Here is a 22,083-nt window from a genome sequence, read left to right on the forward strand (position 1 = left end):
GAAACAGTAAATACCTGTTATTTCTGACAGTAGACTTGGCCCACTTTTCCGTTAAACAATCCCTCTGACGTTGATATTCAATCCATGCGGTTATGCCCGCGCGCCTGCCTTGGATTCAACTGACTAACAAACTCACTTCGTTGACCTAAGCATGCTCTTGCGTAACCAATACGATGCAATTGGGCGCTTTAGGCAGTTAACCGTTTTCACTCATCCGCCATGGACAGGCCTCCTTATGTTTACACGCCGCTCCTTTTTGACATTCGCCTCTCTCTCAACGGCTTTGTGCGCCCTGAACATCAAGTCAGCAGCCATCGCAGATGAACATCTGAAGCTGGGTACGTCGGCGGTGTTTTCCTTCGACAGCTTGATTGAACGTGCGCAAGCCTTAATGTTGAAGCCCTATATCGCTCCAGCAACAGCTTCTGCACAACGCCTGTCAAAGATCGACTACGAAGCCCATGGAAAAATAAAGTTCGATCCGCAACAGGCGCTTTTTTCAAAAGGCCCCGGACAATACCCTGTCACTTTTTTTCACTTGGGCACCTACTTTCGTATACCGGTCCGCTTGCATTTGATTAAAGAAGGCAGTGCTCAAGAGATACTTTACGACCCGAACTACTTCACTATGCCGGCCGACAGTCCGGCTCGTGCACTCCCCCCGGACAGTGGTTTTTCTGGCTTTCGTCTTCAGGAAAGTCGCCGGGGTGACCAGAAAGAACGCGACTGGAAGCACAATGACTGGGTGGCCTTTCTCGGGGCCTCATATTTTCGTGCCATTGGCGAGTTGTACCAATATGGGCTTTCAGCGCGCGGCATCGCGCTGGACGTAGCACAACCCGATACGGCTGAAGAGTTCCCGAATTTCACGCACATCTGGTTTGAAACCCCCAAAGACGATCGTAATGAGAGCGTAACGCTATACGCATTGCTTGACGGCCCCAGCATCTGTGGCGCCTATCGCTTCACCATTCACCGGACCAAAGGCGTGGTCATGGACATCGAGTGTGCGCTGTTCCTGCGCCAGGATGTTGGACGTTTCGGCATCGCCCCGCTGACGTCCATGCATTGGTTCAGCGAAACAGCCAAGCGCACCGCCGCCGACTGGCGCCCCGAGGTACACGATTCTGATGGCCTGGCGCTTTGGACCGGAAACGGCGAGCGCATCTGGCGACCCTTGAACAACCCTGCACGCACCATGGCATCGGCTTTCAGCGACAACCATCCACGGGGTTTTGGTTTATTGCAGCGGGATCGGGACTTCAACAATTTTGAGGACGGCGTGCATTACGAACGTCGCCCCAGCCTGTGGGTAGAACCTCTTGGCGATTGGGGGGCAGGCAGCGTTCAGTTGGTGGAGATCCCCACTGACGATGAAATTCACGACAATATCGTCGCCATGTGGGTCCCTGCCGAACCTGCCGAGGCAGGCAATTCCTATCGGCTACGTTATCTCCTTCATTGGTTGGCGGATGAACCCTACCCTTCTGAATTGGCTCGTTGCGTGGCAACTCGCTTGGGCAATGGCGGCCAACCCGGCCAACCGCGGCCCAAAGGCGTGCGCAAGTTCGTCGTGGAGTTCAAAGGCACACCGCTGGAGAAACTCGCCTTCGGCATTAAACCGCAAGCCGTACTCACCTCATCCCGAGGGACTTTCTCGAATGTATTTACAGAGGCTGTGCCAGATGGCGTGCCCGGCCACTGGCGTGCTCAGTTCGATTTAAGCGTCGATGGGAAAGCGCCAGTGGAATTGCGCCTGTTCTTGCGCCTGGATGACAAGACGTTGTCGGAAACATGGCTCTATCAATATCACCCATTCGACTCACAATCCGGGGCGATTGCATTGCAACACCGCTCCGGAATTTTTAACGTCTCCTGAGAGGATTACCGGTCATGGATGTCCGACGCGTCATCAGAAACGCCATCCTAACTACGCTTGTTGCGGGGACTTGGGTTCACGCCTATGCGGATTCGCCGCCCGGTAACGACGATGTGATTAAAACACTGCTCGCGCAGATGACGCTCGAAGAAAAGGCCGGCCAGCTCACGCAACTGGGCATGCAAACGACGCCCACCGGGCCCATTGTGGATAACAAAGGCGAGAACATTCTTCGCGTAGAAGACGCCGGTTCTCTGATTGGGGTCTTTGGCGCCGAAACCACACGTCAACTGCAACGCAGAGCGGTCGAAGGATCACGCCTGCATATCCCGTTGCTGTTCTCATTTGACGTGGTTCATGGTTTTCGCACCATTTTTCCGGTTCCTCTTGCCGAGGCCGCGGCCTGGGAACCTGAACTGTCGCAACGCACTGCCCGTGCCGCCGCCGTCGAAGCAACCGCCAGCGGATTGCACTGGACCTTCGCGCCCATGGTCGATATCACGCGTGACCCACGTTGGGGCCGGGTGGTCGAGGGTGCAGGTGAAGACCCGTTTCTCGGTTCCTCGCTGGCGGTTGCACGTGTAAGAGGTTTTCGTGGTGCCGACGAGAAAAACACTTCCATGATGCTGTCCACCGCCAAGCACTTTGTGGCGTACGGGGCAGCCGAGGGCGGGCGCGACTACAACACTGCTGATATCTCGGAACGCACCTTGCGAGAGGTCTATCTGCCACCGTTTCGTGCCGCGGTGGAGGCTGGGACAGATTCGATCATGCCTGGGTTCAACGAGATCGCGGGCACACCGATGCACGCCAATCACTCGCTGCTGAAAGAAAGACTACGCGATCAATGGGGCTTCGACGGGATCATTGTCAGCGACTACTGCGGCATACCCGAATTGATGAAGCACGGCGTGGCTGCGATCCCCCCGACAGCGGGCAATCTCGCAGTCGAGGCCACGATGGATATCGACATGGCCAGCGGTCTCTACGCAAAGGAATTACCGGCACTGGTGCGCAGTGGGAAAATTCCGCAGCGTTTGCTGGACGACGCGGTGCGGCGTGTACTCCAGGCCAAACAACGATTGGGTTTGTTCAACGATCCTTATCGCTACAGCGACCCGGCCCGCGAACGTCTGCTGACCCTCACGCCGCACACGCGCGCGCTGGCACGGGAGGCGGCGCAAAAATCCATTGTGTTGCTGAAGAACGACAACCAACTGTTGCCGCTGCCCAAGGATATGCACAAACTCGTGGTGGTAGGCGCGCTCGCTACTGACGCCCACGCCACATTGGGCTCTTGGCCAGGGGACGGCCGCCCCGAGGAATCGATTACGGTTCTTGAGGGTATCAAACGCGCGGTATCGCCCGCGACACAGGTCATCTACAAGGCCGGAGCCTCGCCCGACAGCGCTGAACTCTCAGGAGTCGACGAGGCACAACGCGCAGCCGCGGATGCCGATGTGGTGATTGCCGTTCTTGGCGAAAGTGCGGACATGAGTGGCGAAGCGCGCAGCCGTGCATCCCTGGGCTTGCCCGGTGCTCAAGATGCACTGTTGTCACGGTTGATCGAATCCGGCAAACCCTTGGTGGTCATTCTCATGAACGGTCGTCCCTTGGCCATTCCGAGAATGGCCGAGAAGGTGCCCGCTATTCTCGAATCCTGGTTTCTCGGTTCTGAGATGGGTCACGGCGTGGCCGATGTGTTGTTCGGTGACGTGAATCCAAGTGGCAAGCTCCCCATCACTTTTGCGCGTTCGGTCGGGCAGGTGCCCATTTACTTTGAGCACAAAAATACCGGCCGCCCGCCGAGCAAAGCGGCGGTTTACACCTCGAAGTACGTTGACCAGCCCTGGACGCCACTCTATCCCTTCGGCCATGGCCTGAGTTACACGACCTTTACATATGACACCCCTAGCCTCAGTACAACGACACTGACAGCCAATGAAAAACTGTCGGTGCAGGTGACAGTCCGTAATACCGGCAGGCGAGAGGGAGAGGAAGTCATCCAGTTGTACTTGCGCGACGATGTCGCGAGCGTGACTCGTCCGGTGCGCAGTTTGCGTGGATTTATGCGGGTCAGGCTCGCTCCGGGAGAATCACGAACAGTGAGCTTCCTGCTGGATCAGGAGGACTTTGCGCTGCTGGATAAATACTTCCTGAGAGTGGTTGAACCCGGGACGTTCACGGTGTTTGTCGGCGGCAGTTCCGCCACGGACAATCAGGTGAGCTTCGAGGTAACCACCGGTAAACGAGTGCCTGGGCTCGGTTCAGCCATACCGCGGATGCTGCGCGAGGCTTCAGTAATGTGAATGCCGGGGCGGTGACACTCTCTTTTCACAGGTTCTCTACAGGCGCAGAATGCCGGACTGCCCCACCAAGTCCGCCCCCAAGGAAACCGTATGAGCCTGTCACTCCTGAGCCGCTACGCCTTCTTTGCCGTCTGTGTGATGTTTACCCTCGCCAGCCTGCCCTTCCTGGAGCACGACTGGCTCTGGCCGATCACCGTCGTCACCGGCATTCTCAGCCTCGTGGGTCTGTTCGATCTGCTGCAAAGCCCTCACGCGGTGCGTCGTAATTACCCGATCCTCGGCAACATCCGTTATCTGGTGGAGGGTATTCGCCCGGAAATCCGCCAGTACCTGCTCGAATCCGACAGCGACGCCCTGCCCTTCTCCCGGGCCCAGCGTTCGCTGGTCTATTCACGTGCCAAGAATCAAAGCGCCGACAAACCCTTCGGCACGTTGATCGATGTGTATCAGTCGGGTTTCGAATTCATCGGCCACTCCATGCGCCCGGCGCCGTTGAGTGACCCGAGCAGTTTCCGGGTAACGGTCGGCGGCCCGCAGTGCTCGCAGCCGTACTCGGCGTCGGTGTTCAACATCTCGGCCATGAGCTTCGGCTCCCTCAGCGCCAACGCCATTCGCGCGTTGAACCAAGGGGCGAAACTCGGCAACTTCGCCCACGACACCGGCGAAGGCAGCATCAGCGCCTATCACCGGGAAAACGGCGGCGACCTGACCTGGGAACTCGGCAGCGGCTACTTCGGCTGCCGCACCGCTGACGGACGCTTTGACCCTGAACGCTTCGCGGCACAAGCGCAGACGCCCCAAGTGCGGATGATCGAAATCAAGATGAGCCAAGGCGCCAAGCCCGGTCATGGCGGAATTTTGCCCAAGCACAAGGTCACCCAAGAAATCGCCGAAACACGCGGCATTCTGATGGGCGAAGACTGCATCTCGCCGTCGCGGCACAGCGCGTTTTCCACGCCGATCGAACTGATGCACTTCATCGCTCAACTGCGTGAACTGTCCGGTGGCAAACCGGTGGGCTTCAAGTTCTGTCTCGGCCACCCGTGGGAATTCATGGGCATCGCCAAGGCCATGCTGGAAACCGGCATCCTCCCGGACTTCATCGTGGTTGATGGCAAGGAAGGCGGCACCGGTGCCGCGCCTGTGGAATTCACCGACCACATCGGCGTGCCGATGCGCGAAGGCCTGCTGTTCGTACACAACACACTCGTCGGCCTGAACCTGCGGGAAAAAATCAAACTCGGCGCCAGCGGCAAGATCGTCAGCGCCTTCGACATCGCCAGCGTCCTGGCCATCGGCGCCGACTGGGCCAACTCCGCTCGCGGCTTCATGTTCGCCATCGGCTGCATCCAGTCGCAAAGCTGCCACACCAACAAGTGCCCGACCGGCGTCGCCACCCAGGACACCCTGCGCCAACGCGCGTTAGTGGTTCCGGACAAGGCCCAACGCGTCTTCAACTTCCACCGCAACACCCTCAAGGCCCTGGCCGAAATGCTCGCCGCTGCCGGGTTGGAACATCCTGCGCAATTGTCGGCCAAGCATTTGGTGCGGCGCATGTCGGCAACCGAGATCAAACTGTTCTCGCAACTGCATGTGTTCTTGAAACCGGGGGAGTTACTGACCGGTGAAGTGAACGGAGAGTTTTACTCGCGGATGTGGCAGATGGCGCGGGCGGACAGTTTTGAGCCCAATGAGGTCGTAGCGGCATGAACCCGTCGGGCCCTGTCATCGCGCTTCACCAGTGAAGCGCCCAGCCAATGAACAATGCATGAGGGATGACGCTGATCGGGTCCTGCAAATCCACATCCATGGCAATCACCGCATCGCCGGTGGCATATGTCAGAAATCACAGGTGTGACGGCCACGGCTGCCCGACACTCGCCCGCTGTTGCGCCAGCCCTTGTTTGTCAGCGCAGCGGTATACGTGGTGGTTACCGGCGTGATTACTGTCTGCTGGCGCTGGCCGCAAATACACGATGCCGTGATGCCCGCCAGCCTGAGCAACCTGCTGTACCCGATCAGCAAGACCGATCTGTCGCCGGTCCGTCTGCTGCACTTCCTGGCACTGGCGTATGTCACCGCCAGGCTCTTGCCCGGCAACGGCTGGACGCAAAACTGGCTGGCGCAGCAATGCTGCCGCATGGGGCGCTATTCACTGGAAGTGTTCGGCCTCAGCGTGCTGTTGGCGCCGTTGGCGGACATGCTCAACGCCCTGAGGTGGGTGCCGGGGTGATGGCGTTGCTGGGGGCGTGGCTGGACTTCAATAAACGCCTGAATCGATCAGTGCAAACCGCGACAGCCTGAAATGCAAAAAGCCCCGGTCTAAAAGGCCGGGGCTTTTTCATTTCAGGCGTTACACCTTACGAAGCCGAACGCACCGCACCCTGCGACACATTGGTCGGTTGCAGCTTGAACACGTAGAACAATACCGTCAGCAGGATCAGGAATGCCGGGCCCACATAGAGTGCGACGCGAGTGTCCGGGAAGTACGCCATCAGGCCGACCACCAGCACCAAAAATGCCAGCGCCAGATACGAGCTGACCGGGTACAACCACATCTTGTATTTCAGGCCGGCACGTTCGCTGGCGCTCAAGCCTTTGCGGAACTTGAGTTGGGCCAGCAAGATCATCACCCAGGTCCAGATCGCGCCGAAGGTGGCAATCGCCGTCACCCAGACGAACACTTTCTCAGGCACCAGGTAGTTGAGCAGCACGCCCATCAACAAGACACCGATCGACAGCAGCAAGGCGCGACGCGGTACGCCGTTGTTCGACGTCGTGGCGAAGCCGGCCGGGGCCTGACCGTTCTGCGCCAGGCTGTAGAGCATGCGCCCGGTGCTGAAGATGCCGCCGTTGCAGGACGACAGTGCCGCGGTGATCACCACGAAGTTGATGATGCCGGCAGCGGTCTTGATGCCCAGGCGCTCGAAAGTCATCACGAACGGGCTGCCCTGCGTGCCGATTTCGTTCCACGGGTAGATCGACAGGATCACGAACAGCGCGCCGACGTAGAACAGCAGAATCCGCCAGAACACCGAGCCGATCGCATTGGGAATGGTCTTCTGTGGGTTCTTCGCTTCACCGGCGGTCAGGCCGATCATCTCGACGCCGAGGTAGGCGAACATCACCATTTGCAGGGACATCAACACGCCCTGCACGCCGTTGGGCAGGAAGCCGCCGTGCACCCAGAGATTAGAAATCCCCAGCGCCACGCCGTCGTTGCCGAAGCCGAACGCGATCACACCGATACCGCCGATCACCATCGCAATGATGGTGACGATCTTGATCAGGGCGAACCAGAACTCGAACTCACCAAAGGCTTTCACCGCGATCAGGTTGATCGAGCCCATGCTGAGCAACGCGGCGAGTGCCCAGATCCAGCGCGGCACATCGGGGAACCAGACGCCCATGTACACCGCCACCGCGGTGATTTCCGCAACGCAGGTCACCAGCCACAGGAACCAGTAATTCCAACCGGTCAGGAAGCCCGCCAATGGGCCGAGATAGTCTTGAGCATAGCGACTGAAGGAGCCGGCGACCGGGTTGTGAACTGCCATTTCGCCGAGGGCGCGCATGATCACCAGGATCGCCAGACCGCCGATGATGTAAGAAAGCATGATTGCCGGGCCAGCCATCTCGATGGCCTTGGCCGAACCGAGGAACAGGCCAACGCCGATACAGGCACCGAGCGCCATCAAGCGAATATGCCGTTCGCCGAGTTCGCGTTTGAGCGGGCCGCCTTGAGCGGTCTCGCCATTGGGCAGGTGATTGCCTGGCATAGGGGTACAACCTCGTCTTGTTATTGGAGATGACCACCGAGTGTCGAAGCGCTGACCGGTAAGCCAATGCTTTTCTGAAACCGGACCTGCTTCGTGGGCAGACCCGTCTTGTAGGACAAAACCTGCAAGATCAGCGGGGCGTGCAGTATAAAAAGCTTCTTGCAGGGTTTTTCACTCTATAAACCACAACATTTAGCGAGAACTCTCGGCAAAAGCCGGCTTTACGGAGGGGCATTACCTGCCTAAAGCCGGATTATTCGCCAATGAAACGGCGCGGAGTATTGCACGGTATTGGTGCATCGTCATGCCCCTATCGAGCCAGCATTCGCACGGCGAGGGCTCTAGCGCAAACCTTTAAGACGACTCGCCACAAAAGCGCCTTTCCACAGCGACTTAACGATGAGAATTCAAGATTTGCGTGTTCACAATTTTTTCACCAAGGCCAACCACCGTCTAAGCTTCAGACAAGTCCTCTCAATCTGCGTGAATGGATCAGTCGACTATGGGCGCTTTGTGGCAAACCGATTCGAGAAAAAATGGGGTTCCGACTGAACGTGTGGATGAAGCGCCTGTACCTGAAAAACCCGCTCGCCGCCGTACAAAGCACGGTTGGGGAGCGTTCTGGTTATTGTTGCTGATACTACTGATTGTCCTGGGGCTGGCCACGGCCAAGGAAATGCGCACGTCGAAGTTTCAATCCCGGGAACTCAGCCAATTAGCCGCCACCCTGAGCTACGAGCTAAAACCCGGCCCCAGCGATGCCATTCACTATCCCGGCGCCGGTCCTTTCGACCTGCGTCTGGGCTATAGCGCCCTGGATGAGTTCCTGCCGCGCCTGATCAAGCGTAACTACGTCGTGACGTCCCAGACCCGGTTTTCCCAAAAGTTGATGGACTACACCGACAATGGCTTTTTCGTGCCCTACGCGGAGAAAATCCAGGCGGGATTGTCGATCACCGATTGCCGTGCGGCCCCCCTTTACCAGTACAAATACCCACAACAACTGTATTCAAGCTTTGCGGCAATCCCCCCCGCGGTGGTCAACAGTTTGCTGTTCATCGAAAACCGCTTTCTGCTCGATCCCGCTCAGCCCCGGGCCAACCCTGCCGTGGATTGGCCTCGGTTCGGCCTGGCGGCGTGGTCCCAGGTCGCCAAGTTATTGCACTTGCCGGGCCAGTCGGCGGGGGGCAGTACCCTGGCAACGCAACTTGAGAAGTACCGGCATTCGCCCGCAGGCCTGACCGTGTCGGGCGCGGAAAAAATTCGTCAGATGATCTCTGCCAGTGTGCGCGCCTATCAGGCCGGACCGCAGACCCTCGAAGCCCGGCAGAACGTGATTCGCGATTACCTCAACAGCGTGCCCCTGTCGGCAGTACCGGGCCACGGTGAAGTGCATGGCATGGCCGAAGGTTTGCGCGTCTGGTACGGCGCCGATTTCAACCAGGCTAACGAGCGGCTGGCCAGCAAGGAGACAGATCCGAAAAGCATGTCGGAAAAAGGTCTGGCCCTGCGTGAGATGTTGTCCTTAATGATTGCCCAGCGCCGCCCTTCCTACTACCTGACCAAGGGCCACGATGAACTGGCCGACCTCACCGACAGCCACATTCGTCTGCTGGCACTGAATACCGTGATCGATGCGCCTCTCGCGGCAGCGGCATTGGCCAGCAAAGTGACTTATCGCGACTGGCAGACACAGCCAACCATTCAGTTGATCGAAACCAACAAGGGCATCAGCGTGGCGCGCAGTCGTCTGGGCGGGTTGCTCAACCGTCCGCTGTACGACCTCGACCGCCTTGATCTTTCCGCCACCAGCACCCTGCACGGCGAGTTGCAAACCCAGACTACCGAGTACCTGAAGCATCTGGCCGACCCGGTGTTTGCGGCGCAGATCGGTTTGATGGGCGAACGCCTGCTGACCCCCACCAGCACCGCCCAAGTGCGCTACAGCTTCACGCTGTTCGAACTGACCCCGGACGGCTCGCGGGTGCGGGTGCAGACCGACAGCACCGACCAGCCGTTCGATATTAATGAAGGCAGCAAGCTGGAACTGGGCTCCACCGCCAAGATGCGTGTGCTGACCACCTATTTGCAAATCATCGCCGAGCTGCACGATAAGTACGCAACGATGACCGTCCCGGAACTGAAGAAGGTCGACGTCCCTGATCAGGACCGCCTGAGTCGCTGGGCCGTCGATTACCTGATCCAGAACAAAGACCGCAATTTGCCAGGCATGCTCGGCGCTGCGCTGGATCGCAAATACTCGGCCAGCCCCGGCGAAGCTTTTTTCACCGGTGGCGGGCGGCACACATTCGTTAACTTTCGCAAAGAAGACAACGGCCGCCTCCCGACCCTGCGTGATGCCCTGCGCGAGTCGATCAACCTGCCATTCATTCGGCTGATGCGTGACCTGGTGCGTTACACCACGTATTCAGGCCCCAACAACAGCGCCGAATTGCTCAAGGACGACCGCGACCCTCGCCGCCAGGAATACCTGGCCTCGTTCGCCGACCGCGAAGGCACGTCGTTCCTGCTGAGGTTCTGGAAGAAATACAAGAACAAGAACACCCAGGCGCGGCTCGAGACCTTCCTCGACAGCATGCGCCCGACCCCGATCCGCATGGCCGCGGTGCATCGTTACCTGTTGCCACAGGCCAGTCAGGAAAGCTTCAACATGTTCGTGCGCTCGCACCTGAGCGGCACCAAACTCACCGAAAAACTGACCGACGAACGCCTCCAACGCCTCTACGAAAGCTACGGCCCTGGCGCCTACGACCTACCCGACCAGGGCTTCATCGCCAAGGTTCACCCGCTGGATCTATGGCTGATCGGCTACTTGTTGAACAACCCCGACGCCAAGTTCAGCCAGATCGTCAAAGCCAGCCAGTTCGAACGCCAGGAAGTCTACAGCTGGCTGTTCAAAAGCCGTCACAAGGGGGCCCGCGACAGCCGCATTCGCACCATGCTGGAGATCGAGGCGTTCCTCGGCATTCACCAGCGCTGGCAGAAAGTCGGCTATCCATTCGATCACCTGGTGCCGTCGCTCGCCACCGCCATCGGCAGTTCCGGCGACCGTCCGGCAGCATTGGCCGAGCTGATCGGCACCCTCCTCAACGACGGCGTGCGCATGCCGACACTGCGCATCGACAGCCTGCATTTTGCAGCGAACACGCCGTACGAAACCAAACTGATCAATGACCCGGGTGCCGGTAAACGGGTGATGCCTTCCGAGGTAGCGGCAGCCATGCGCGAAGCGTTGTCGCAGGTGGTGGATGCCGGCACAGCCAAACGCATCTCCGGCAGTTTCATAACGCCTGATGGCAAACCGTTGGCCATGGGTGGCAAAACCGGTACGGGCGATAACCGCATCGAAGCCGTCGGTTCGGGTGGGCGAATTCTGAGTTCAAAATCCATTAACCGCACCGCGACCTTCGTGTTCTACATCGGCGATCGTCACTTCGGCACGATGACAGCGTTTGTGCCCGGGCAATCGGCCGAAGCGTTCAAGTTCACCTCGGCCTTGCCAGTGCAAGTGCTCAAGGGGATGGCGCCGATTCTGACGTCGTACCTGCAACCGGGTAGCAATGTTGCGTGTCAGCCGGTTCCGACATCGCGACTGTGAGCTTTTGCGCAGCCGGTGGTATTTAATTATTTTTCAGATCTGAATACTTACCTGTTTACCGGCTGAAAGTGCCGGATAAGCACAGATCTTTAGACTGTTGTTTTTAGCCCCGACCGATAGGCTGATCATTCTTAAAACGATCAAGGATGATTGCCATGTCTGACGCTCACACGCTCGGCCAAAACATGAACAAGGGCCGGCACTACGCGTTCATCAAAAACACCATCAGCGACAACTTCAAAGACGCCACTGTCGGCAGAGGTCGGGCACTGGCGGCGACTGGACTGAAGATTGAACCGTGGTACACCACATCGCCCACCACCCATCATGACAAGCTCAAAGCGGCCAACCTCAAGGCATGGCGTTCGCAGAACACGGTCGACAAACTGTTCGAAAAACTGGACCTCCATTCGTTCGCCACACCCCTGCTCCAGGCAGCGCTCAAAAAGCGTTACGGAGTCGAGCATGACGTCAAGACCACCTACTTGCGCCTGTACCTTCCCAAGGATTTGCCCTGGTATGTGATTGACCTGTGGGACGGTGTCACAGCCCGAACCGTGTCCATGCTGGATGCGGCGCTGCACAACTTTGCAACGCATGAACAGGTTGATACCGGCTCGGACTTCATTACCGAACCCGACCATCGCGGGCACTTCGATGTCCTGTCGATCAAGCAGAAAGTGACCATCAGCCAGTTCCAGGCGCTGTGCCGGGAACTGGACATTGGCGCCCGATATAAAACATACCTTGAAAGCTACCTGCTCCCCGGCGACCCCGTGGCCAAAGCCTTCCTTCAACAGACGGTGACTGAAAGCCAGAAAGACGCGCTCGCCGTCGCCGCGCAACTGGCGCTGATGACCGGGGATATCCAATACGACGCCTACAAACTGATGTTGGCGCTGGCAAAGGACGAACCCCTACCGCGCCTCAATGGGAAACAAATGCTGTGTTGCGATTTCTCCATGATGGGGACGCGCATGACCGGCATTGTTCTTTTGCTTCCTGTCATTCGAGACAGCCGAGGTATTCAAAGGCTCATTGCTTATGTTCCCCATGACCCGGATCACCCACTCAAGGAATACAAATCAACAGACGCCTTCATGACTGAACTGGCGCGCCAATTGCGCGAAAACAACGTCGGCGCATCATCAAGGCACAATTACCGACAATTTTTCAGCCAGTTTGTCGATCAACAGCAGCGCGGGTATTTTTTTGCCTATCTGGATCAAGGCCTCACTACCATCAAATGGCATGACAAAGAAGATCGGACAGATCAGCGTCCAGCATGGCGCGAAGAACCTGTACCTCACCTTCGCTTGCAGCTCCAGTCCCTGCCGATTCCTCGGAATTACTGGACATATGCCTACCAGCAGAAACTCAACAAGGTGCTCAATGACTCACGTGAAATCGCCGTGTCCACTGCCGACACAGACACCAGGGCGCGCTGGGCCTGGTGGGACAATTTCAAGAAAGTCGTATCAGACCTTTTCAATGTCGCCCTGTTGATCGCCACGCCATTCGTGCCGGGGCTGGGCGAACTGATGATGGCCTACACCGCCTATCAACTGACGAATGACGTCATTGAAGGCATTGTCGATCTGGCCGAAGGTCTGGCAGTTGAAGCAGCCGAACATGTGATCAGTGTGGTGACCGACGTCATTCAACTGGCGGCGTTTGGGGCGGGTGCAGCGATTGGCAGCACGCTTGGACTCAAATTGTCGGCGCTGGTCGAGGGCATGAACCCGGTCACGCTGCCCAACGGCAAACAGTCGCTGTGGCATTTCGATCTCAAGCCTTATGAACAAACCAGCCTGAACCTGCCCATTGATTCGAAACCCGACGCCCTCGGCCTGCATCGACACCTCAATCAGGACATCCTGCCGCTTGAAGGCAAGCTCTACGCCGTTGAAACCACTTCGCACGGTCCGAGCGCCACGCACCGCATCAAACACCCCTCCCGACCGAATGCCTACCCTCCGAAACTTGAACACAACGGCAACGGCGCCTGGGGGCATGAGGGCGAAAATCCGCTCGACTGGAAAGGTGAAACCCTGATGCGCCGCCTCGGCCATAGCGTCGAGCGCTTTACGCCAACCGAGCGCGAACAGATCCGCATCAGCAGCGGAACCGACGAAGGGGAACTGCGGCGCATGCATGCCGAGCATGCACCACCGCCGCCACTGCTGGTCGACGCGATCAAGCGCTTCGGCGCGTTTGACGATGTGCAGATCGCCAGTGCGAACATCCGTGCCGGACGACCGCTCGACCCATCGTACGTGTGGTTCGAACCACTGCTGACAAGGCTCCAGGGCTGGCCCGCCGAACGGGCGCTGAAGGTTTATGAACGGTCTGACTTGAGTGGTCAGTCACGCACCTACGGCACCCTCCACGCGACTGACGCCAATACCCTGAGCATCGGCCTGCCAGAACTCCTGTCCGGCCGGCTGTCCGAACGCGTTTCTGTCTTTTTGAACGACAGCGAAATCACCGCCCTGCTGGGTCGTAAAGTACCACGCGACAAACGCGTCCAAGCAGTGCGTGACCGACTGGCGGAGGCCGTCGATCAGCAACAGAGGGAAATTTCAAAACGTGTGTACCAGGCGGGTGAACGATCGAACAGGGCGAAAACCCGCGTGCTGAAACGGACGTTCCCGGACATGCCGCTCACGCTTGCGGAAAAAGTCCTGACTCAAGCAAAGCCAGCTGAACTGCAGCGAATAGCCGATGAAAGGCGCCTGCCTCTAAGGATCAAAACCCTGGCGCGCGAAGTGAATTTCGAAGCGTCCACCGCCCGCGCCTACGACGGTTTTTATCACGACGAGATGAGGGTGCCGAACACCGAGAGGCTAGCGTTAAGAACCCTGGCACTTCATACCGAGAGCCTGAACGATTTGCGCATTGAGGTGCGAGATGGCGTATTTGACGGCCCGCTACGCTGTAGCGTCGGCCCCGATGATGCCTCGATGGTGCGCCTACTGATCCGCGATCAACAGGGCCGCTACGAAGTGCTCAACCGGGACAACCGGCAGCTGCACAAAGCCGACGACTTCTACGAAGCGATACTCAATGCCCTGCCCGACGACAAGCGCACGGCATTGGGTTACGCGCGCAGTCGCGGTCGCCTGCTCAAACAATGGATCATGGACGTATCCGCGCCAACGGGCGAACGCCGAACATTGCTGGCGGAGCCGCCCATTCGCGCCGTTGCCACGACTGAAACCGTCAATCTGGTGCGTAGTCCATTCTGGTTCTTTGGCGAAAAAAAACCGGAGCAGAGGCTCAAGGAGCTCTATCCGCAATTGAGCGATCAGCAAGTCACCAGGTTTCTGCAGGCATTGCGTGCCAAGGGTGATCCCAACCAGGCCATCGACCGCATCAGGGATGACCTCAAGCAATTGCGCAGCACTTTACAGGCGTGGCGGGACAACCAACCGACTCAATTCGACAGTGCCGGGGATCCCATCGCCGGGATTAACAGGCTCTTCCTGCAAAACGGTGGGCGGCATATCGAGGAACGGCTGCTTGAGTGCTTCGAACGCAAGAGCGAAGCGTTTGGCGAGCGCAGCATTCTTGCGCACGGGGGCTATACACTGGACCTTTCCTCCGAAATCAGGGGGCCGGATCTCGAGAGTTGGTGGAAGCAAGTACGCCAGCTGACCGACATCAAAAAATACCTTGACCAGATCTCCGTGCTGAACCTGGACAAAGCGCGTTTTTCGGTCGACAGGAACGGCCTATTGAACGACTTCCCGAACCTTCATCAACTGAGCGCCCGCAACACAGGATTGACCACGGTGCCATCCGATATCGGCAAGTTGGGTCAGCTAACAACCCTGGATCTGGCTGACAATCGAATCAGCCTGAATGCCCATTCGCTCGAGCAGTTGAGTAACCTCACCCACCTGGAAACGCTGAGGCTGGACGGCAATCCGCTGCGCCAGCCCCCGAATGTCGGTGGCATGCGCGACTTGAAAGTATTAGGTCTGGCAAATACCGGTATCGAAGACTGGCCGCAAGGTCTTTTCAGCGACGCGGCCGGCGAGAGAAACCGCCCCCGTGGCTTTGCTCTCGACATGCGCCAATGCCCGATCAAGACCGTACCGCAGGTCGCACCAGGGTCAGATCAAGCGTTTATCCTGGCACGTGCGCGATTCGGCACCCTGCGGCTTTCCGATGCCGACCGGATCCGTTTTGGCGACTACCGCGAATCCGTGGGCTTTGCCCGTCAGCAGGCCTATTCAGGCGCGGTGGAGGATGAACTGAGCCATTGGAAGCCGTCCTCGACCGCACCCTCGGTTTTCGATTTGTCCGAGGGTTACAACGTACACCGGGAGGAGTCCTGGCACGATGTCATGGCCGAACCCGGCGCCACCGATTTTTTCAGGGTCATCCGAAAGCAGAGAGACAGCCAGGACTATCGGGACCTAGGAGCTCGCAAGCAGTTGACCACGCGCGTCTGGCAAATGATCGATGCCATGGCGCTGGACTCCCAATTGCGCGAAGAACTGTTTAAACAGGCCAGTCAGCCCGAAACCTGCGCGGATGCCGGGTCGCAACTGTTCAACAACATGGGGCTCAAGGTGCTGGTGTCGCAAGCGTACACCGAGTCGGCGTCCGCCACGGTGCTTGACGACAGGCTGGTGAGGCTGGCCCGTAGCGCTGCTCGCCTGGAAAAAGTCGGTGATGTCGCCAGAGCCGAAATCAGCAGCCAGCAGCAAAAGTTTCTGATCAATCCGGCACACAACACCGCTCCAGATGATGTGGAAGTGCACCTGGCATTTGAAACAGGGCTGGCGAAGCGCCTGGAGTTGCCGTGGCAGTCCGAGGGCATGCTGTTTGAACCGAGATCCGGCGTAGATCGGGCAAAAATCGAAACAGCCTATGACACGATCATCGAACGGGAGAAAGGCGACGGACTGGTCAATGGGATGGTCGATTCATTCGAGAACCCGTTCTGGGAGCAACATTTGCGTAAAACCTACCCTGAACAGTTCGAGTCGAACGATCAACTTTTCGAGGAGAAACAAGGGCTGCTCGAAGAGCTGCGCGAGGCTCAACACACGTGGGCAAATAATCAGGATATGGCTCAGACAACACCGCTTCAGAAAAAACTGGAAACGTTAGCCCGAGAACTGAACGTTCCAGAGAAAGACGTGTTCAGTGGTGAAGACATGAGCACCTCGCTTTACAACGGACGGGTTCGAGACATGGGTTATGCACGTAACGAATTGGCCAGAGACCTGACTCGTGCAGCGATGGCACGGGCCGGGATCTAAAAATGTGACACGCCTGGGGGTCTATTGATTGACCCTGCGCCAGCGCCGAGTCTTATCACCCGGCGCTGCTTCTCGATCGACACAGGGCTCAACCCACTTGCGAATGACACGTGATTGCCTTGAACATCGAGGCGCCTGTTTCAGCTCACTCCCCCGGCGCCCTGGCGCTGAACAACAACAGTACGTTGCCGCTGTAATCCCCCGGGCGGTATCCCTCGGACGGCATCACCGGTGCGATTTCCAGCAACACCCGCTTGCCTGCCGCCGCGTCAGCCGCCGACACCACCAGCCGTGGAGAAAGGTCCGGGCTCAACGTCACCCCGTTGAAACTGACCCGCAACGTAATGTCGTCAACCGACCTGCCGTTCGACAGGTAGGGGGCGGCCTCCAGGCGCGCTTCAATGGCGCTGGTGTCATGCCGTACATCGAAGTGCTTGCGCACAGTGCTCAGGGTCGATGTCGAGGGGTTCCAGTTCAACCGCTGCGGCCGGTGAATCCAGCCCGGTTCGGCCGGGATCAGGTAGAACGAGCGTGACGGAATGCTCACGGACACCTCGAAGGTGTGCTCTTCCCGGGCAGCCCATGTCAAAGAGCCCATCAGTACGGTCATTGCCGTCAGCGCGACGGCGGCGCATTGCTTGATCATGTTCGATACCCGTTGTGTCAATGGAAAGCCGGCCTATCGGCTGGCAATCTTCAGGACTTTTTTACTGTTGCCTTCGATCAGGATGAAACGGTATTCACGCCCCTTTTCCTTGTCGAAGCCAAATGCCTTGCCGGCCATTACGTGGTGTTTGGTGGTCGCTCCGCATTCGTTTTCATTACTTATTGCACAGCTTTTGAACTCGTCGACGATGACCACGGTGTTGCCGTTATTGCGCAACTCATAGTGATCGTCGGTGTCATTGATGGTGCTCTCGAAACGGGCATTTTTAGGGCGAACGAAGAAGACCGTGCCAAACCCGGTCATCACGTTGACCCCCGCCGACAGGTTTTGTTTGTAGTCCTCGCGCTCTTCGCTGCTGACCAGAAATTCATCTTCCTTTTCTGGCACCACCGGGACAAAACGCACGCGAAAATAGCGTTCTCGGTCCCGCTCGCCCATGTACAACAGGCGTGTACCCTGCATGCCCTGGGCCGGTACGATCAGTCGAGCCGGGCTGGCCATGACGCCGTTGCGCGAGGCGCCGTCGGCGGCGGCTTCGACCGGTATTTCCTTCGGCGTGCCGTCGGCCTCATAGACGATTTCCAGTACGTTGACCTTGACGAAAGCAGTGGTATCGCCGCTGTTGAACACCCGTTTGAGGTAGGTACTTTTATCCGCATCCAGATAGTCATACACGGTGCCGACATTGATCTGCGGTCCCGCCTGTGCCGTCACGCAAAACACACTGAGCACCCACAGAAAAAACACACGCTTCATCATCTTCAATCCCATCAGAATAAAAAGTGGCCAGGCCGGGACGGTCAAACTTCCGAGTCCCAGATAATGGTGATGTTGCCGCTGAGCGTGTCGCTCAAGCCGGGCTTCAACAGAAAATCGATGGAGTCCTTGGGCATCTCGAAACGTAGCGAGCCGGCCTTGCGATTCACGTAGTTGCCTGGTTGAAAGACGGATGACCAAGTGTTGTAACTCAGCTTGAGAAGCTTGACCGGCCCCCCTCCCGGTCCGATGATTCCGTCGGGCAAGGTGAGGTAGGTTTCCACTTCGGTGGTATTGCCTTTGGGGCTGTACAGCTTGCAGCGGGTGCCGCCGGTCGAGCTGCATAGCATCATGACTTTGAAGCGCGACGACGCCGACAGATAAAACAACTGGTCGCGGTAGATCTTGCTCGGTTTGCGACCACCTTCAATCCAGCGTTGCCACCCGCCCTCGGGCTCCAGCGAAACTTTGTTGCCGCCCGGTGGCAGGTCAACCTTCAGGGTGTGTTGTACGTCGAGGACGAAATCCAGGGCCAGGTTGGCGTCGTCCGGTTGCATCACTGGCCCCAGATCGAAATCGGCGCCGGGGCCCAGGGTGTAGAAAATCGAGCCGGTGTACAGCCCGCTCGACATGCCTAAAGGATTGGGGGTGCGCAGTTCATACGCGATATCGAGCGTGTCAAAGTACATCGAGGGAATGAAGTAAGCCGCCACCTTGACACAAGAGGCTTCCACGGGCGTTTTCCAGAAAAACCGATAATCCGTAGCGGTGTAAGCCCCAACACCGCTGTATTGACAGGGTGGCGGTGTGTTGACCCAACTGCTGGTGGTCCATAGCTTTTGATGACCTTCGAGTAAGTCGGTCACCCCCACCAGACTGGCCGCTGATGCGCTCAAAATAAAGTTGGAGCCAACACCGGTGATGCGCACTTCAACAGTCTCCATTTCATGGGTCTCGGCATTGGTCACCGTCAGTTGTCGCCAGTTGGCCGGGACCTTCAATGGGATACCTTCGCCGGGCCTGATGAAACGGCTGGCGTTGAACCGGATCGGCAGCTGAATACTGAACATAGTGTTGTCAGCGCATTCACCCGGATAGTTCGCGCAGTAACCACTGTTCGGTGTTTTGTTGAGAAATACATTTTTGTGTGGCTGAGAAGGATCCGGCTGAAACAGCGCTCTGATTTCCTGATTCGCCGCCTCAGTCGAAGGCGCCGCCAGCGCCATTAATAACCCCAGATAACCGGTAGATTTTTTCATATATTCACCCCGCCTTTTGCTCGTTGGAGGCGACGTCCGCCAGGGTGTCCGGCGTGCAGCGCAGATCACCGATCATCAACACATTGTTTTCACTGCGGTGACGACTCGCATCGAGACGGAACTGGCACAGCAGCTGATTGCCCTGGCGCACTTCAAGCGTCGGCGAGCCGGCGTTCATTTCCATCGAGAAGAACCCGTCGACTTCCGTCACCCCGCGGCTGGCATGGTTGATCACGTGATGGCCCTTGAGCGGTTGCCCCTGTGCATCGACCAGCCGGCCGAGCACGGTCAGGGTCTTCATCACGCGGACCTTGCGGTATTCCACCCCGCCCTTGTTCAGGTGATAGCGCGTGCGCGGCGGTTCTATGGTCGCTGCCGGCACGTGATTGCCTTCAAAGTCGAAGCTCACCGAACTGTCCTGGTACGCGGTAATCGGGATGAAATTGCGCCCCGGTTTTAACGCCGCGCTGCCGCCGCTGTAATCGTCGGCGCGCAGGATGATGTCGTCGATGTCTGATTCCACGTCGACGATCATGCCCGCGCCTCGCATTTCGTACTGGCTGGTCATGAGCATTTGCTCGCCGCCAACGACCAGGGTGCTGTCCAGGTTAAGACCGCCGGTGAAGTTGCCGTTGTAGGACGAACGCTGGATGAAGCCGTCGCCATTGACTGCGTCGGTACGAAAGTTGGCAAGGCTCGACACTCCCACGCCGTAGGTGTCAGTGAGTGCCGTCACCGAGACGTTTTGCAGCACGTGATCTTTGAAGTCCTGGCGCCAGCCGAGGGAAGCATTGTTGTCGCGGCTGCCGTCACGGGCCGTGCGCGAACCGATGCTGCCGGTGATCTGCTGGCCCGGCGCGCCCAAGGCCAGGTTAAGGCTCAGGTCGATCCCGCGGTTGCGGGCCTCGCCACTGCTGAAACTGCCGGGGCGATCAAATAACGACAGACGCCAACTCGCATCGCTGCCGAACAACGTAGCGCGTTGGGTCCAACCCATATCCATACCGATGCCATCGATGTTGCCTTCGCTGTGGGACACCCGTGCGTTGAACGAACTTTTACTGCTGAACCGATGGTTGATCGCCAGGGATGAATGGCTGGTTTCGCCAGTGAACACGTTGCGTTGGCGCACCCGTGTACCGTCCGGCAGGGTTTCGTACAGGTGGGTGGTGTCCAGCCAGCTGCGGTTGTGGCTGATGACCAGGCTACCGGCGCTATAGCTGTAAAGACTTTGCAGGTCGAGACCGGTGCCATGATCCTGGGTCTGATACACGTTGGCATACAGGCTGATGTGATTGGCCAGGGTCCAGTCGATGGAACTGCCGTATTGCAGTTTTTCGCGAATCTGCCGCGCCGATAGCCCGAGAATCACTCGTGGGTGCATCAGGTAATTGGCCGAGGCCCCTGCCGTCGGGCTGCCGCTGGACTGCTGCTCCCAGTTACTGAGCAGTTTGTTTTCTTCGCCGGCAAACAGGTTGTAACGCCAGCGCTCATCGAGGTTGCGCCAGTTATTGGGTTTGTAGACCAGCTCCTGAGTAGTGGAGGTGATCTGGCCATCTTCAACCAGACGCACTTCCACTTCGTAGATCCCGCCTGGCAGCGGCCGGGTATCGAGGGTTTGCAATCCCGCAGGCACTGACTGTGTGTTGATCAACAAACCGTCGCGATAGATCTCCACCGACCCTTGGCGATTGGCCGTGACATAAATCGGGTAGACGCTGGGCATCGGACTGTTGATCGCCAGGCTGTCAGAGCTGCCGAGCATGACGCCGACAGCGGTATCGGGGCTGGTGCCAAACGTACGAGGTTGGCGGGTCAGCCCTTCGGAACTGGGGGTGAAATAGCCCAGGCGCAGGAAGCTGCCCTGCAGTTCGCGCTGGGTGTAGAGCTCGTGAACCGCGTGATAAAGCTTATCGTCGGGACCGCCGAGGCGGGCCAATTGCATGTTGAACGTCTGGCTCCAGTTGCCCAGGCTCGCGCTGGCCTCAAGGCCATAGCGCCCCCCCAGGTCCTGATCCTGGCCGCCATTGAGGTTGAGCTGGTTACGCACCATCAGGCCGCTACTGCCGCCATCCGGCTGCTCGTAATAACGCTTGGCCTCCAGATCGCGCTCGGCGTTTTCGGTGAGGATCGAAACCAACGAGCTTTCCAGGTTGTAGTACACGGCCAGCACCTGATCCGGGCAGGATCCCGTGCAATTGCCCAGCGGCACACCCGGTTTGAGATAACTGGCCCATTTTTCCCGTTCAGCGGGGCTGAAACGGTTTTCGCTGGTGTCGGTAAATTCGATCAGGGTGACGCGATCATCGCGAGACAACACCACCATGGCCTCTCCCAGAGGCTGTTGATCGAGCTCTACCCGCACAGCCAGAGGCACATCAAAGAAATGCTCCTCAAAATCCGCCGGAAGACCTTTGGCCTGCGCCAAGAGACTTCGCGGTGTCGTACCGGCCGAAGAAACGGGAGCCGCCGCTGCACTGGCGCAAAACAACAGCGCAAGCGCAGCCGCGATGAGGGTCATCGGGAACATGAACTCTTA

The 22,083-nt window shown here is 58.2% G+C and carries 10 protein-coding genes and 1 pseudogene; 6 read left to right on the forward strand and 5 right to left on the reverse strand.

All coding sequences use genetic code 11. The features are described 5' to 3' along the window. Positions 1-235 precede the first annotated feature (235 nt). From ACXPVS_RS00810 to opgC, 4 genes and pseudogenes are all read left to right on the forward strand, one after another. Complete coding sequence (locus ACXPVS_RS00810) at positions 236-1,879, forward strand: glucan biosynthesis protein (RefSeq protein WP_458508215.1); 1,644 nt, start codon at positions 236-238, stop codon at positions 1,877-1,879. A gap of 14 nt (positions 1,880-1,893) precedes the next feature. Beyond that, a complete protein-coding gene (gene bglX / locus ACXPVS_RS00815) occupies positions 1,894-4,188 on the forward strand; it encodes a beta-glucosidase BglX (protein WP_458508216.1) in 2,295 nt (764 codons plus the stop codon). A gap of 90 nt (positions 4,189-4,278) precedes the next feature. After that, the gene (locus ACXPVS_RS00820; protein ID WP_458508217.1) at positions 4,279-5,898 is read left to right on the forward strand and encodes an FMN-binding glutamate synthase family protein; all 1,620 of its coding nucleotides are present in this window, start codon (positions 4,279-4,281) and stop codon (positions 5,896-5,898) included. 148 nt (positions 5,899-6,046) lie between these two features. Continuing rightward, positions 6,047-6,492, forward strand: a pseudogene (opgC, locus tag ACXPVS_RS00825) (OpgC domain-containing protein); the annotation flags it as partial. 56 nt (positions 6,493-6,548) lie between these two features. Here the strand turns inward: opgC and ACXPVS_RS00830 are convergent. Beyond that, positions 6,549-7,967, reverse strand: a complete 1,419-nt coding sequence (locus tag ACXPVS_RS00830; protein WP_458508218.1) for an amino acid permease — start codon at positions 7,965-7,967, stop codon at positions 6,549-6,551. 502 nt (positions 7,968-8,469) lie between these two features. Between ACXPVS_RS00830 and ACXPVS_RS00835 the strand changes: the two genes are divergently transcribed. Further along, entirely contained in the window at positions 8,470-11,586 is a 3,117-nt protein-coding gene (locus tag ACXPVS_RS00835; protein WP_458508219.1) for a transglycosylase domain-containing protein, read from the forward strand. A gap of 146 nt (positions 11,587-11,732) precedes the next feature. Continuing rightward, positions 11,733-16,862 (forward strand): NEL-type E3 ubiquitin ligase domain-containing protein, encoded by a 5,130-nt coding sequence (locus ACXPVS_RS00840; RefSeq protein ID WP_458508220.1) that lies wholly within the window; start codon positions 11,733-11,735, stop codon positions 16,860-16,862. 145 nt (positions 16,863-17,007) lie between these two features. Here ACXPVS_RS00840 and ACXPVS_RS00845 read toward each other — a convergent pair whose 3' ends face one another. From ACXPVS_RS00845 to ACXPVS_RS00860, 4 genes are read right to left on the reverse strand one after another with little or no spacing between them, the layout of a single operon-like run. Beyond that, the gene (locus tag ACXPVS_RS00845) at positions 17,008-17,508 is read right to left on the reverse strand and encodes a CS1 type fimbrial major subunit (protein WP_458508221.1); all 501 of its coding nucleotides are present in this window, start codon (positions 17,506-17,508) and stop codon (positions 17,008-17,010) included. A 33-nt stretch (positions 17,509-17,541) separates the two neighbouring features. Then, the gene (locus ACXPVS_RS00850) at positions 17,542-18,285 is read right to left on the reverse strand and encodes a molecular chaperone (protein ID WP_458508222.1); all 744 of its coding nucleotides are present in this window, start codon (positions 18,283-18,285) and stop codon (positions 17,542-17,544) included. A 44-nt stretch (positions 18,286-18,329) separates the two neighbouring features. Further along, on the reverse strand, positions 18,330-19,544 hold the full coding sequence (locus ACXPVS_RS00855; RefSeq protein ID WP_458508223.1) for a hypothetical protein: 1,215 nt from the start codon (positions 19,542-19,544) through the stop codon (positions 18,330-18,332). 4 nt (positions 19,545-19,548) lie between these two features. Further along, positions 19,549-22,074 (reverse strand): CS1-pili formation C-terminal domain-containing protein, encoded by a 2,526-nt coding sequence (locus ACXPVS_RS00860; protein ID WP_458508224.1) that lies wholly within the window; start codon positions 22,072-22,074, stop codon positions 19,549-19,551. Positions 22,075-22,083: the final 9 nt, after the last annotated feature.

Source organism: Pseudomonas sp. Ma2-10, assembly GCF_054330215.1.